This is a genomic window from Streptomyces olivaceoviridis (assembly GCF_014650115.1).
Classification (GTDB): domain Bacteria; phylum Actinomycetota; class Actinomycetes; order Streptomycetales; family Streptomycetaceae; genus Streptomyces; species Streptomyces olivaceoviridis.
Genome location: NZ_BMUI01000001.1, coordinates 201981 through 216552, shown reverse-complemented (window position 1 = coordinate 216552; position 14572 = coordinate 201981). Strand labels below are relative to the sequence as shown.

At 73.1% G+C, this 14572-nt stretch carries 13 protein-coding genes; 9 read left to right on the top strand and 4 right to left on the bottom strand.

The genetic code is table 11. The annotated features are described in order from the left end of the window. Positions 1-451: 451 nt before the first annotated feature. Entirely contained in the window at positions 452-874 is a 423-nt protein-coding gene (locus tag IE273_RS01020) for a hypothetical protein (RefSeq protein WP_189813210.1), read from the bottom strand. A 145-nt stretch (positions 875-1019) separates the two neighbouring features. On the opposite strand from IE273_RS01020, the gene IE273_RS01015 reads away from it, so the two are divergent. Next, the gene (locus tag IE273_RS01015; RefSeq protein WP_189813209.1) at positions 1020-1349 is read left to right on the top strand and encodes a hypothetical protein; all 330 of its coding nucleotides are present in this window, start codon (positions 1020-1022) and stop codon (positions 1347-1349) included. 100 nt (positions 1350-1449) lie between these two features. Here IE273_RS01015 and IE273_RS01010 read toward each other — a convergent pair whose 3' ends face one another. Continuing rightward, positions 1450-2073 carry a hypothetical protein gene (locus IE273_RS01010; RefSeq protein ID WP_189813208.1) on the bottom strand — a complete coding sequence of 208 codons (624 nt, stop codon included), beginning with the start codon at positions 2071-2073 and terminating at the stop codon, positions 1450-1452. Between the two features lie 268 nt (positions 2074-2341). On the opposite strand from IE273_RS01010, the gene IE273_RS01005 reads away from it, so the two are divergent. From IE273_RS01005 to IE273_RS00980, 6 genes are all read left to right on the top strand, one after another. Beyond that, positions 2342-3127 (top strand): phytanoyl-CoA dioxygenase family protein, encoded by a 786-nt coding sequence (locus IE273_RS01005; RefSeq protein ID WP_189813207.1) that lies wholly within the window; start codon positions 2342-2344, stop codon positions 3125-3127. Between the two features lie 103 nt (positions 3128-3230). Continuing rightward, on the top strand, positions 3231-5111 hold the full coding sequence (locus tag IE273_RS01000; RefSeq protein WP_189813206.1) for an NAD-dependent epimerase/dehydratase family protein: 1881 nt from the start codon (positions 3231-3233) through the stop codon (positions 5109-5111). A gap of 2 nt (positions 5112-5113) precedes the next feature. Continuing rightward, complete coding sequence (locus IE273_RS00995; protein WP_189813205.1) at positions 5114-6520, top strand: MFS transporter; 1407 nt, start codon at positions 5114-5116, stop codon at positions 6518-6520. Positions 6521-6574: 54 nt separating this feature from the next. Continuing rightward, positions 6575-7834 (top strand): nucleotide sugar dehydrogenase, encoded by a 1260-nt coding sequence (locus IE273_RS00990; RefSeq protein ID WP_189813204.1) that lies wholly within the window; start codon positions 6575-6577, stop codon positions 7832-7834. 69 nt (positions 7835-7903) lie between these two features. Then, positions 7904-9739 carry an asparagine synthase (glutamine-hydrolyzing) gene (asnB, locus tag IE273_RS00985; protein ID WP_189813203.1) on the top strand — a complete coding sequence of 612 codons (1836 nt, stop codon included), beginning with the start codon at positions 7904-7906 and terminating at the stop codon, positions 9737-9739. Between the two features lie 66 nt (positions 9740-9805). Continuing rightward, on the top strand, positions 9806-11080 hold the full coding sequence (locus tag IE273_RS00980; RefSeq protein WP_189813202.1) for a serine/threonine-protein kinase: 1275 nt from the start codon (positions 9806-9808) through the stop codon (positions 11078-11080). A gap of 158 nt (positions 11081-11238) precedes the next feature. Here IE273_RS00980 and IE273_RS00975 read toward each other — a convergent pair whose 3' ends face one another. Beyond that, positions 11239-12003 carry an ANTAR domain-containing protein gene (locus tag IE273_RS00975; protein ID WP_189813201.1) on the bottom strand — a complete coding sequence of 255 codons (765 nt, stop codon included), beginning with the start codon at positions 12001-12003 and terminating at the stop codon, positions 11239-11241. Positions 12004-12213: 210 nt separating this feature from the next. Here IE273_RS00975 and IE273_RS00970 point away from each other — a divergent pair, with 210 nt between their 5' ends. Beyond that, positions 12214-12510: an STAS domain-containing protein gene (locus IE273_RS00970; protein WP_189813200.1), complete on the top strand. Its 297-nt coding sequence runs from the start codon at positions 12214-12216 to the stop codon at positions 12508-12510. Further along, complete coding sequence (locus tag IE273_RS00965; RefSeq protein ID WP_189813199.1) at positions 12507-13469, top strand: anti-sigma factor RsbA family regulatory protein; 963 nt, start codon at positions 12507-12509, stop codon at positions 13467-13469. Before IE273_RS00970 ends, IE273_RS00965 begins: the two co-directional genes overlap by 4 nt. Positions 13470-13490: 21 nt before the next feature. Here IE273_RS00965 and IE273_RS00960 read toward each other — a convergent pair whose 3' ends face one another. After that, positions 13491-14528: a rod shape-determining protein gene (locus tag IE273_RS00960; RefSeq protein WP_189813198.1), complete on the bottom strand. Its 1038-nt coding sequence runs from the start codon at positions 14526-14528 to the stop codon at positions 13491-13493. Between the last annotated feature and the right edge of the window lie 44 nt (positions 14529-14572).

Genomic DNA, 14572 nt, shown 5'->3' with positions numbered 1-14572 from the left:
AACGGCGGTCGTAGCCCGGCACGACGGAAAGGCACTCTGCTACGCGCGAGTTCGAGACCTCGACTTCGCCCGCTGCGAGGCCTGCGTCGATCCAGGCAGATACCTTCAGGTGCCCTGCCGGGAGGGCTCACGGGGGATCCGCCAGTGGACACGCAGTGAACGGAAGGACCCGGAAGGATCAGGAAGGCCGGCACAGAGCCAGAACGGCAAAGTGCCTCTGACCTGCGGTTATAGGAAAGACGAGGTAAGAGCCGGGACGGATCGGAAGATCAGAAAAGGACTCATAATCCGTCGGCCGTGGGTTCGAGTCCCACCCGCCCCACCGAGGCGCTTCGGCGCAGGAACGTTCTCAGCTGCCGCGCAGCATTAACCCCCTCCGGGCGGAGGGGGTTACGGCACCTGGTGAAGATCCTTGGCCCGGTGGCGGCGGTCCCGTCAGTGGGCCTCTGGGTCAGGTCTCGCAGAAGCCGAGTCCCTTGAGGGCTTCGTTGATCTGCTTGCCCTGTGCCTCGGTCGTGGTGACGTCCTCGTAGGTGAAGCGCTGGGATGCGGCCCAGTCGGCCTTGCCGCTGCCGTTGTTGACGGCGGAGCACTGGTTGCGTGCGGCGTCGATGGCCTTGTCCTCGTACTTCACGATCCCCGGGTTCGCCGCGGCGAGGGCGCGGAGCAACCCGGCGCGCTTGGCGCCGGTCGGCTCGGGCGGGATGCCGGCGGCCTTCTCGGCGGCGCTGACGTCGGTGCTGGGCTCGCTGCTCGCTTCCGCGGTCTTGGTCGCCCTGGGCTTCGCGTCCTCGCCGCCGTCGCTGCCGCTACAGCCGACGAGCGAGACGGCGAGCGCCGCCATGACGGCGGTGATGTTGGTGCGGGTGCGCATGTTCCCCCCTGGTCCGGTGTGGCCGAGTGGCCCTCATGCGTCAGTGTCGCCCTCATGCAACTGGAGTGCGGCCAGTTGCGAGAGTTACCAGGGTGATTAGGGTGGAAATGACAGAAAGTAACCTATATATCTAAGGGGGCAGATCATGCGTGCCAGCCACTGCAAGCGATCCGCCGTCCTGGGTACGACCCTCATCGCCGCCACCCTCGCCCTGGGCCCTGTCGGCCTCCAGCAGGCGTCTGCGGTGACGCCGACCGGAACGCACACGAGCGCGACCACCACGGTCCAGCGCGACAACAGCTACAGGCAGGGCTTCAAGGCCGGGTACCGTGCCGGGTGGGCCGACGCCAAGGACGACTGCCGGATGAACAAGAACAACAACAACAACTTCAACCAGAACAACAGCTCCTACGCGAGCGGCTACGACGACGGCTATTCCGCCGGGTACTCGCGAGCCGAGGACAGGTACTGCTGAACCCTGGCGGACCTGTCTCCGCCACGAAGTCGACGTACGGTGACGGCGCGTTCGGCAGTGGTGACCCGAACCGGGTGCCGAACGGCCGTCACCTGCGTCTCTACGCCACCGGCCCCGGGAACCAGGACACCATCTCCGCGTACACGTCCGGGACTTCCCCGGTGCCGGTGAGCCAGTCGGTCTCGCCCTGGCTCCACTCGTAGGCGCGGTGGCGGGCGCCGAGTTCCTCGACGAGTTCGGCGGCCAGCCGGGAGGCCTCGTAGAGGTCCTGGTCGGTGGTCTGGGAGCTGGCGGCGACGATCAGCCCGCGCACCTCGGCCGAGTGGCCGTAGCGGAAGGCGCCGGTGCCGAGCAGGTGCGGGTCGGTGTGCACCGGTGTGCCGTTGTCGCCGCCGAGGCGCCGGTGGGCCGCCGCCTTGGCCGCGGCCTTGGGGAGGAAGCGGCGCGCCTCGTCCCCGACCGTGATCGCGCCCAGGACCGCGTCGGCGGGCGTGGTGCCCGCCTCCGCCGTCGGGTCGAGGATGACGAAGCCCATCGCGGGGCGCGGGTAGGGGCCGCGCGGCGCCTTGCCCTCGGGGGCGGTGTGGTTGCGCAGGACGCTCTCGGCCCGGCGGCGGCCGAGGTCCGCCAGCAGGGTGGTCAGTTCCCCGTCGGTGAGCATGTACGTGTAGGGGTTGCGACGCACCGCCGCCTCGACGCGGAGTGTGCCGGCCGTGCTCGTCACGCCTGTCTCCTCCTTGCTGCGCTGACCGCTGTCCGCACCCGGTGGCGCGGCCCGGCACACCGTAGCGGCTTGATCATCCGCGGGCCATAGGTCTGGACCATTTTTCTGATCACTGTTGACCTCACGGTGTGCCGCCCCGTAGATTCCCGTCCCGTCTTGATCAATGGTCCAGACCAGCTCTTCCATGGCTCGCTGGGCTTTCCATTCGACGATCCCCCTTCTCGGGGTGCGCTGTGCTCTCAGGCTGCTGGGAGAAGGGGCGAAGGGGATGTTTGTCTTGACGACGCAGGTGCTTACGGACCTTGCGCAGAAATTCACGGCCGACGGATTCGCCACCGTCGGAGAACTCGTTTCCCCCGGTGAGCTCGCTGTTTACCGGGACATCTACGACCGTTTCCTGAGCGGTGACATCGAAGCGGGCGACAAACGGTCCGATCTCGGTTCCCACGTTCCCCGCAAGGACGGCATACGCGAGAACATCACACAGATCATGTGGCCCTCGGCCCTCCATCCGCCGCTGCGTGAACTCCCCCTCCACCACAGGGCGCTCGCCGTCGCCCGGGAACTCATCGGCGCCGACGCGGAACTCGACTTCGACATGATGATCCACAAGGATCCGCACACCGCCGTCCCCACACCCTGGCACCAGGACGCGGCCTACTGGATCGACATGCCCGACCACCGGGCGGTCTCGATCTGGGTGGCGCTGGACGACGCCGACGTCGACAACGGCTGCATGTGGTACGTGCGCGGCTCGCACGAACAGCCGCTGCGCCCGCACCGGCCCACCGGCGACGGCAAGAACATCGAGTGCGACTGCTCCGAGGACGAGCCGGGAGCCACCGCGGTGCCACTGCGGGCGGGGGAAGCAGTGGCCCACTCCGGCTTCACGCTGCACTACTCGCGGGGCAACACCACGGACGGCACACGGCGCGCGTACATCCTCAACTACCGCCCCGCCGCGATGATCCGGCACGAACGGGCGCAGGGCGCGGACCACGGACTCAACGAGAACGTACGGCAGGTCCGCAACTCCGGCGCCGTCGAGGACTGACCGCCCGGCACCACCCCCGCCACCGCCGGGCCGGCCACCGCCGGCCCGGCCCCAACAGCCAGATGGGAAAGCCGTGAACGCTGTCATTCTGACTGGTGCCGTCATGACCCACCCGCGACGCCGCGCGGCGGCCGAGGCCATCGCGGCGAAGGACCCGCGGGGCCGCGTCCGTGTCGTCACCGACCCGGACCCCTCCGGCCCGCCCACCGCGCTGCGCACCGCGAACCCGTCCTGGAGCTGTGTCGGTGCGGACGCCACCCACCACGTGGTCTTCCAGGACGACGTCCTCATCGCCGAGGATTTCTTCCCCTGTGCCGAAAGGGTCGCCGCCGCCGTTCCCGGTGAGGCCGTCGCCTTTTACGAGGGCTGGGAAGGCAGGAACAGCGGTGTCGTACGCCTCGGAGCCCTCACGGGGGCGCAGTGGGCCTATGCCATCGACGAACACGTGCCGTCGCTGGCCCTGATGCTGCCCGCCGACGCCGCCCGCGGATATGAGCGATTCGCGGCGGAACACGGCAATGGCTGGCCGTACGACGTGGTGATCCAGCGGTATCTCAAGGCGCTGGACATTCCGGTGCGGCTCGCCGTGCCCAGTACGGTCGACCACGACGACGTACCGAGCATCGCCGGAAACAGCACCCACGGATGGCGCCGCGCCACATTCTTCACCGACCGGGCCGTGTTTTCCCCCGACAACAGCGTGTGCGCCGCATTCTCCCTGGTGCCCTTCTACCAGTACGGCGAGTCGAAATGCGCGGTACGGCAGGAGGACCGCTGGGAATTCCTGGACACCGACCGGTATCTGCGGCGCATCGGCCTGCTCGGCACGTGCGAGGACGGCCTCGCCGCGGCGGACCTGCCCGACCTGCCCGACACCGTGTGCCGGCAGGTGTGGCTCACCGCCTTCGCCACGGGCGTCGCCGTCGCCCGCCTGACGGACCGTGACCCCGAGCCCGCCGTGGCGGCGGCGGTGATGGAGTCCCTCGGCCCCGGCGGCCTGTGCGAGGAGTACACCGGCGCCGAACTCCTGCCGATGATCCCGCTCGTCCGCGACCTCGCCCTGGCCGCCCTCGACGACGGCCGGGCCGCCCACCGCGCCACCGCCGGCACCCCCCGCCCCGCCCCCGCGCCCGGCGTCGTCGTCACCGGCGGCGACCCCGCCTTCGGTGCCCAGCTCGCGCGGCTGCTGACCGACGCGGGCCGCACCGCCGTACACGCCGAGCGGCTCGACCCGGCGGCGCACGCGGTGCCCGGGGCGCCGGACGCCGTGATCCACCTCGGCACCCCGCACGACACCGGATACCCGCTGGCGGACCTGCTCGCCGACGCCGAGAAGCTCGGCGCGCGGCGGCTGGTGCACGCGAGTTCGGCGGCCGTCTACCGGGGCGGCGCCGCCGAGGACCGCGGCGAGGACTCCCTGCGCGAACGGCCCGGGGACACCGAGGCCCGGCTGTGGTGGGACGCGGAGGAGCAGTGCCGGGCCTGGGGCCGGCAGACCGGTACGCCCGTGCAGATCGTGCGGTTCGCCGAGCCCGTGGGCCCGCACGCCCCGCTGGACGGGGTCCTCGCCGACTGGATGCTGCGGGCCTGGACCCGGCGCCCCATGACCCTGGTCGAGGGCCGCCGGCACCAGATCGTGGACTACCGCGACATGGCCGACGCGCTCGCCGCGCTGCTCGCCCGCCCGGACGGCCCCGAGGTCTGCAACGTCGCGTCCGCCGGCTACGACGAGACCGCGTTCGCCGAACTGGTCACGGAGACGGCCCGCCGCACCCCCTGGGAGCGGGCCGACGCCCCCGGACCGTACACCCCGCTCATGTCCACCGCCCTGATCACGGCAGAAACCGGCTGGCGGCCCACGGCACCGGTGCACAATGGCGCCCGGGCGCAGGCGCAGTGGCTGGCCTGCGACACCCATGACGACCTCGTCGGGCGGTGGCGGACCCCGGGCCCCGGCGACGACACCGGCGTACGGCGGGCCTGACGATGACGGAGAAGGCGGAGAAGCGGGCGGCGCCCGAGACGGGCGGCGGCACGGAGGGCGGGATCTTCTCACCGCCGTACCTCGCCGCCACCCTGACGTTCGCCGTGGTGATGTTCCTGACCGGGTTCGCCGCGCTCGCCGTCGTGCCCACCCTGCCGACCGCGGCCCGGGAACTGGACGGCGTGTCCCTGTTCCCGGTCGTGGCGGGCTGCTTCGTCGCCGCCAGCCTGTTCGGCGGGGTGCTCGGCGGGCACTGGGCCGACCGGGCGGGCGCCCGGCGGCCCCTGGCGCTCGGCATGGTCCTGTCGGTGCTCACCCTGCTGGTGTCCGCCTCCAGCGTGTCCGTCTGGCAGCTCGCCGCCGGACGGTTCGTGGACGGCCTGGCCGCCGGCATGGTCGCCGTGTCGGTGACCACCGCCATCGGCCAGGCCTACCCCGAGCACCTGCGGCCCCGGATGCTCGCCATGATGAGCGCCAGCTGGGTCATCCCGTCGCTGCTCGGGCCGCCGCTCGCCGGTGTCGTCGTCCAGTGGTGGACCTGGCGCGCGGTCTTCTACGGCCTGGCCGCCCTGACGGCGCTGCCCGCCGTCGCCCTCGTCGTCGTCCTGCGCAGACCCGCGGACGGCGGCCCGGCCGGCACGCCACCCGCGGCGGAACGGGCCGCCCGCCCCCCGCTGCTGGTCGCGGCCATGCTCAGCCTCGGCGCGGCGCTCGGCCAGTACGGCGTCTCCGACTGGGACCCGCGCCACCTCGCCTTCGTCGCCGCCGGCCTCGTCCTCCTCGTCGCCTTCGCCCCGAGGCTCCTGCCGCGGGGGACCTGGCGCAGCGCCCGGGGCCTGCCGACCGCGGTACTGCTGCGCGGCCTGACCTCCGGCACCTACTTCACCATCGAGGCGCTGGTGCCGCTGATGCTGATCACCGAACGGCGGGTCGCCGCCGTCGTGGTCGGCGTGGCGTTCACCGCCTCCGCGGTGCTGTGGGCGGGCGCCTCCTGGGTGCAGGGCAAGGCGCTCCAGCACGTGGCCCGGCACCGCCTCGTCACCGTGGGCGCCCTCGTCATGACGGCCTCCGCCGCCCTCGCGGCGGCCGGCTGCTCCGGCGGCCTGCCCGCGGTCACGGCCGCCGCCGCGATGCCGCTGTCCGCCATCGGCATGGGGCTGCTCGACCCCTGCGTCACCGTGCTCTCCCTGAAGCACAGCGAGCCGCACCGGCAGGGCCACACCACCAGCGCCATGCAGACCAACATGAACCTCGGCCAGGTCGTCGTCCTGGCCCTGGCCTCCGGAGTCCTCAACGCCTGCCTGGCCGCCGGCGCCGGCCCGCTCGACGGCTACCGCGTGGCGTTCGCGCTGCTGCTCCTGCCGACCCTGCTGGTCGCCCTGCTCGCCGTCCGCGCCCGCGGCGACTGACCCCTCCCTCCCCCTCCCTCTCTTTCCGCACCCTCCCATCCGAAAGGGACCGTTGTGCGCAGTGACCTTGTCGTCATAGGGCTCGGATACGTGGGCCTGCCCCTCGCGGTGGAAGCCACCCGCTCCGGGATGACCGTCGTCGGCCTCGACAAGAACGCCGAGATCGTCGCCCGGCTCAACACCGGTGTCTCGCACGTCGACGACATCGACGACGCCGCCGTCGCCGGCGTCCGCGCCCAGGGCTTCACCGCGACCACCGACGAGAGCGCCGTCGCCGGGGCGGACACCGTCGTGATCTGCGTCCCCACCCCGCTGTCCGAACACGGCGGCCCCGACCTGACCATGGTCGAGAGCGCCTGCGCGGCGATCAGCCGCCACCTGCGGCCCGGCACCCTGGTCGTCCTGGAGTCGACCACCTACCCCGGCACCACCGACGAGGTCGTCCGGCCGCTCCTCGAACGCTCCGGACTCACCGCCGGCCGCGACTTCCACCTCGCCTTCTCACCGGAACGCGTCGACCCCGGCAACCAGGTCTACGGCATCCGCAACACCCCCAAGGTGGTCGGCGGCCACACCCCCGCCTGCGCCACCGCCGCCGCGGCCTTCTACGGCAAGATCGTCGACACCGTCGTACAGGCCACCGGCACCCGCGAGGCCGAGATGGCCAAGCTCATCGAGAACACCTACCGGCACGTCAACATCGCGCTGGTCAACGAGATGGCCATCTTCTGCAACGAACTCGGCATCGACCTGTGGGACGCCATCTCCTGCGCCGCCACCAAGCCCTTCGGCTACCAGGCGTTCCGGCCCGGCCCCGGCGTCGGCGGCCACTGCATCCCGATCGACCCCAACTACCTCGCCCACAAGGTCCGTACGCTCGGCTACCCCTTCCGCATGGTCGAACTCGCCCAGGAGATCAACACACGCATGCCGCGCTACGTCGTGGAACGCGCCCAGCACCTCCTGGACCGGGCCGGCCAGACCCTCGGCGGCGCCCGCGTACTGCTGCTCGGCGTCACCTACAAGGCGGACATCGCCGACCAGCGGGAGACCTCCGCCCGCGACGTCGTCAAACGGCTCCGGGCCCGCGGCGCCGACGTCTCCTACCACGACCCGTACGTGCCCGAGTGGTCCGTCGACGGTACGGCCGTCCCGCCCGCCGCCGACCTGTCCGCCGCCCTGGAGACCGCCGACCTCGCCATCCTCCTCCAGCGGCACCGGGTGTTCGACCTGGACGAGATCCAGCGGCGCGCCCCGCTGCTCCTCGACACGCGCGGCGCGGCCCGCCCGCAGCCGCACGTCGAACGCCTCTGACACCGGCCCCGCTCTTCCCCGTTCCCTCGCCCCGGGGCATGACGCCCCGCACACCCCAGGAGTGCTTCCATGTGCGGTATCGCAGGGTGGGTCGACTACGCCCGCCCCGTCGACCACGACATCGCGCGCGCCATGACGGACACGATGGCCCGGCGCGGCCCCGACGCGGAAGGGCTCTGGACCGACGGCCACGTCGCTCTCGGCCACCGGCGGCTGTCCGTCATCGACCTCGAAGGCGGCTGCCAGCCCATGGCCGCCGACGAGGGCCCCGGCGCCCGCGCCACGCTCACCTACAGCGGCGAGACGTACAACTTCCAGGAACTGCGCACCCAGCTGACCGGCCTCGGCCACCGCTTCACCACCCGCAGCGACACCGAGGTCGTCCTGCGCGCCTACCTGGAGTGGGGCCCCGGGTTCGTCGACCGGCTCGAAGGCATCTACGCCTTCGCGATCTGGGACCGCGACCGCGACGAACTGCTGCTCGTCCGCGACCGCATGGGCGTCAAACCCCTCTACTACGCGCCGACCCCCACGGGCGTCCTCTTCGGCTCCGAACCCAAGGCCGTCCTCGCCCACCCGGCGTTCCGGCCCGTGCTCGACGCCGACGGCCTGCGGGACGTCCTCTCCGTCGCCAAGGTGCCCGGACACGCGATCTTCCGCGGCATGCGCGAGGTCCCGGCCGGCTGCCTGGTCCGCGTGAACCGCACCGGCCTCACCGAGGAACGCTACTGGCAGCTCCGGGTCGCCGAGCACACCGACTCCCTGGACGACACCATCCGCACCGTGCGCGAACTCCTCGCGTCCACCGTGGAACAGCAGATGGTCTCCGACGTACCGCTGTGCACCCTGCTCTCCGGCGGCCTCGACTCCAGCTCGCTCACCGCGCTCGCCGCGCACGCCACCCGCGCCAAGGGCCTCGGCCGCATCCGCTCCTGCTCGGTCAGCGACCCCGACCTCGACGGCACCGCCGGCCCCGACGCCAACGAGGACCACGTCTACGCCCGGCTGCTCGCCGAACACGTCGGCTCCGACCACAGCGAACTCCCGCTCAAGGCGCCCGACCTGCTCGACCCGGCACTGCGCGCCTCCGTGCTGCGCGCCTACGACCTGCCCATCGCCAAGGGCGACGAACACGCCTCCCTGCACCTGCTGTTCAGCATCGTCCGGCAGCACTCCACCGTCGCCCTGTCCGGCGAGTGCGGCGACGAGGTGTTCGGCGGCTACCGCTGGCAGCGCGACCCCGACGCGGTCTTCTCCACCACGTTCCCCTGGGTCCACGAAGGACGCCACAACTACCAGGGCAACGACGTCGTCTTCACCCCGGACCTGCTCGCCAAGCTCGACCTCGACACCTACGAACGCGACTGCCACAGCGCGGCCGTCGCCGAGATCGACGCCCGCCGGCACCTGGACGACCCCGCCGAGGCCCGCTACCGCGAGGTCACCTACCTCGCCCTCACCCGCCACGCCCAGGTCCTCTTCGACCGCAAGGACCGCATGAGCATGGCCTGCGGACTGGAGGTCCGCGTGCCCTTCGCCGACCACCGGCTGGTCGAGTACACCTTCAACGTCCCCTGGGCGATGAAGAGCTTCGACGGCCGGGAGAAGAGCCTGCTGCGCGCGGCCATGAAGGACCTGCTGCCCACGGCCGTCGCCCAGCGCGTCAAGACGCCCTACCCCTCCATCCGGGCCGAGGCCTACAACCGGACCCTGCGCGAGCGCCTCGCCGACCTCGTCCGCACCGGCACCGGGCCGCTCGACCCCTTCTTCTCGCCCGACCTCAAGACGCGGGTACGGCGGGACGGAGCCGCGGCACTGGAGGCGGGCATGAGCCGGGCCGCCCTGGAGACCACCCTCCAACTGGACGCGTGGATGCGGGCGTACGACGTGGACGTCGTGCTCTGAGCCGCACCGGCCGCCGGATCCGGGCCGGGCATGGACGGGCCGGGTCCGGCGGCCATACTGGACCGCATGGAACGCATCGGGGGATATCTCGTCGAGCGCCGGCTCGGCGAGGGCGGCATGGGCACGGTCTATCTCGCACGGACGCGCGGCGGACGGGCCGTCGCCCTGAAGGTCGCCAAGGCCGAACTGGCCGCGGACCCGGTGTTCCGCGAGCGGTTCCGCAGCGAGGTCGAGGCGGCCCGCGCGGTCGGCGGCTTCCACACGGCACCGGTGGTGGACGCCGACGTCGACGGCGACCCGCTGTGGCTGGCCACCGCCTACATCCCCGGACCCACCCTCGCGGCCCGGCTCGCCGCCGAGGGCGCCATGGACGAGCCCGGGCTGCGGTCCCTGGGCGCCGCGCTCGCCGAGGCGCTGGAGTCCATCCACGCCTGCGGCCTGGTGCACCGGGACCTCAAGCCCGGCAACATCATCATGGCCGTCGACGGGCCACGCGTCCTCGACTTCGGCATAGCCCGCGCCGCCGAGTCCACCCGGCTCACCGCCACCGGCACCGCCTTCGGCACCCCCGGCTTCCTCGCGCCCGAACAGGCCCTCGGCCACGATGTGACCGGCGCCGCCGACGTGTTCGCCCTCGGCGCCGTGCTGGTCGCGGCGGCCGGCGGCAGCGCCTGGGGCGAGGGCACGCCGATGGGGCTGATGTACCGCTCCGTGCACGAGCCGCCCGACCTGTCCGCCGTACCCGCCGGCCTGGCGGACCTGGTCTCGGCGTGCCTGGCCAAGGAGCCCGCGGACCGGCCGACGCCCGCCGCGCTGCTGGACCGGCTGACGGACCCGGCACCGGACCCGGCGCGGCCGACGGCACCGCCGTACCCGCCCGCGCTCACCGCGCCCCCGGGGCCGGCCACCCCGCCACCGTCGTTCACTCCGCCCCCGCCGCCCACGACACCCCCGCAGGCCGCGGCGCCCCAGTACCAGCACCCCGTCCAGACCGCCACGCCACCGCACCTGCCCGCGCAGCCCGCCGCCCCGCCGGCCCCTTACGGGTTCGGGCCGCCCATGCCCTACGGCACCCCGGAGGTCGTGCTCGCCGACGCGCGGTCCGGCGCGGTCGTCAACGCCACCGGAGTGCTCTTCGAAGTGGCGGGAGTCACCGCGGACTTCACCTGGGCCGAGATCGCGCACGTCGGACGCCACTGGCGCGGCAACCGCCTCACCCTCACCGTCCGGCTGTGGGACGGCGGGGTGTACTCCTGCGAGCTGAACGCCCGCCGCAGGGCCCGGCTGACCGCCTGGCTGGCCCAGCTCGACCCGGTCCTCGCCCGGTACCTGACCCGCTAGCAGGTCCGGCCGGCCACCGTCAACCACCGCGCCGAACAGAAGACTTGAGCGGTCCAGGCTTGAACCGGCCGGCTCCTGGGCACGCACCTCCTACCGGCGTGCAGCCGGGTGGTGTCGGCAGCAGGAGGGCGTCATGGACCGTCGGATCCGGGTACGTGTCAGCCGGCGGCCCGCCGCGCCGCGGGGGCAGGAGATCGACCGCAGGACCCCCTCGGGGCGCATCCTGCCGTACTGACGGCCGCACCGGCCCGGTGGACCGCGGCGGCCAGAGCCGTCCTGAGCGGCTCCGGCGGGGCCGGGCCGTTCGGCGCCGCGCTCGCCGTGACCGCCGACGCCACCTGCCGCAGCTTGGTGTTGGACCGCTGGGACGCCTCCCGCAGGATCTCCCACGCCTCGTCCGGGGTGCACGCGTGCGCCGCCATCAGGATGCCCCGGGCCTGGTCGATCACCGGGCGGGAGTCCATGGCATGACGCAGCTGCTCGACCTCCAGGCGCAGCACGTGCAGTTGCTCGGACTGCTCGGCGTGCTCACGGGCGACCGCCGAGGCGGTACGGGCGGGAAGCCCCGCAGGCAGGGCGGCGCTCAGCGGGTCCACGGGGTCCAGGCCCACCAGTTCCAGCACCCGGCGCGGCTGCCCCCGCCAGCCGGTGGCCCGTACCGGCACCCGGTGCCGGCGGCCGTACGCGCTCAGCGTGTCCAGGGCCGCCAGCCCCGCCGTGTCCAGGAAGGTCACCCCGGACGCGTCCAGGTCGACCCCGGCCACGCCCGCCGGCAGGGCCGCCAGCGCCCTGGTGAGGGGCTGCGTACAGCCCCTCACCAGCTCACCGCGCGCGGTCAGCACCACCCGGTCGCCCTCCGCGGTGCCGTCGACGGCCAGGGTGTCCAGCCGCCCGGTGTGCGGTGCGCGTGCAGCTGACATCATGTTTCCCGTCTCGCTCCGCCGTCGGTCGTTCCCGGCTCGCCTGCCCCGGGCGCATGGACCTACACACCACCGGGGGAGCCGAGGCGCATACTGGGCACTCATGTACCCGTGCGGCTGGGAGACGGCGTGAACGCAGCTGAACCGGCGCGGCCCCGGTCGGCAGTGGTGCCGAGGCCGGCGGTGCCGGCGCCCTCGGCACCACGGCTCGATGTGTCCCCGTTGGCCGGGCGGACCGGATTCCGGGCGGCGGGCGAGGTGAGCCTGGGCACACGCGGCATCTGGGAGCGCGCGCTGGAGCGGGCCGTTCGCGAGGGCGAGGACGTGTATCACTTGGAGCTTTCCGCGCTGACCTTCGTCGACGTCGCGGGCGCCGGCGCACTGGCGGACGCCGCCCGCGGCCTCGGCGGGCGCCGGCGTCTGGTGCTGGACCGGCCCCCGGACGCCCTGCCACGGATACTGGACCTGCTGTGGCCCGGTCTGCCGGGGATCGAGGTGCGGACGTCATGACCGCGACCACCGAATCCGGACAGACCGCGGGCCCGTTCGTGCACCCCGCGCTCTTCTACGCCGACGCGCGGGAGTACGTCGCCGGCACCGTGCCGTTCGTCCGGGCGGCGCTGGCGGCCGGCGAGCCGGTCGCGGTCGCCGTCCCCGGCGAGAACCTGCGGCTGATCGAGGACGAGCTGGGCGCCGACGGCGCAGCCGTACGGTTCCTGGACATGCGGGAGGCCGGACGCAACCCCGGCCGGATCATCCCCGGTGTGCTCCGCGCCTTCGCCGACGCCCAGCCGCCCGGCCGCCGGGTCCACATCATCGGTGAGCCGGTCTGGGCGGGCCGCAGCCCGGCCGAGTACCCGGCCTGCGCCCAGCACGAGGCGCTCATCAACGCGGCGTTCCAGGGCCGCGAGGTCACCATCCTGTGCCCGTACGACACCGCCCGCCTGGACGAGCGGGCGCTCGCCGACGCGTACGCCACCCACCCGGTCGTCATCCCGGCCGGCTCCGGCGCCGAACGGACCAGCGCGGCCTACGACCCCGACGGCGTGGTCTCCCGCTACAACGAGCCGCTGCCGCCCGCCCCCGACGCCGGCCCCGGCCTGCTGCGCCTCTCCTTCGACGAGGACTCCCTGTCCGCCGTCCGGCACCTGGCCACCGACCACGGCGCCCGGCTGGGCCTGACCGGCCTGGCCCTGGAGAACCTGGCGCTGATCACCGCCGAGCTGACCACGAACAGCGTCGTCCACGGCGGGGGCACCGGCGCCCTCACGGTGTGGCCCGAGGACGGGTACGTGCTGTGCGAGGTCCGCGACAAGGGCCGCCTCGCCGACCCGCTGGCCGGCCGCCGCCCCGCCGCCCGCGACCAGCGGGGCGGACGCGGACTGCTGCTGGTCAACCTGGTGTCGGACCTGGTCCGCACGCACACGGGCCCGGAGGGGACGACGATCCGCTCCTACCTGCGCCGCTGACGGCACCCCCCCCGAGCGGGCTCAGGTGGCGAGCGGGTCCAGGACCAGCGGTTCGATCCGGCCCTCCAGCATGGCGCCCAGGCCCTGCGCCGCGCACACGTCGGGCCGCTCGGCGATGCGCACCGGCATCCCGGTGGCCTGCCGGAGCATCTGGTCGAACCCGGGCAGCAGCGCCGAGCCGCCGACCATCATGATCCCGCGGTCGGCGAGGTCGGCCACCAGGTCCGGCGGGCACTCGCGCAGCACCTTGCCGATGGCGTCCAGGACGGCCGTCAGCGGGGTCTGGATCGCGTCGCGCACGGCGGCGGTGTCCACCCGCACACTGCGCGCCAGCCCCGTCGCCACGTCCCGGCCGTGGATCTCGGTCGACGCCGGACCGTGCGGGGTCAGCCCGTTGCCGGACAGGGCCAGTTGCAGCGGCCGTACCGCCTGGCTGGGCAGCATCAGCGCGTGCGCGTGCCGCAGGTGCTGCACGATCGCGTGGTCCACGGCCTCGCCGCCCACCGGGATCCGCTCGGCGGTGACGATGGAGCCCAGCGAGAGCACCGCGACCTGGGTCGCCGCCGCCCCGCACACCATGACCATGGTGGCCTCGGGCCGCTCCACCGGCAGCCCGCACCCCACGGCGGCGGCGATCAGCGTGTCCACCAGCTCCACCCGCCTGGCCCCCAGCCCGACCAGCGTCTCCGTCGTGGCGCGCTGGGCCAGCGGATCGGCGTCGTGCGGGGCACAGGCCGCCGCCCGCAGCCGGGGCTTGCGGCGCAGCGCCCGGCGCATCTTGTCGCCGAGCAGATGCCGCAGCATCCGCTGGGCCATCTCGATGTCCACCACCGTGCCTCCGGCGATGGGCCGTACGACCCTGATGTAGTGCGGGGTGCGTCCCGTCATCTTCTCCGCGAACTCGCCCACCGCGATCAGCGCGCCGGTACGGGTGTTCACCGCGGCGACCGAAGGCTGGTCCACGACCAGACCGGAGCCCTTCACGTACACGCGGGTGCGGGCCGCGCCCAGGTCGACGGCGAAGTGACAGCGGCGCAGCCGCTCCAGGCTGACGGTCACGGCGGATCCTCCCGAGTGCGCGGGCCTTGGGTCCCCCGCCTGTC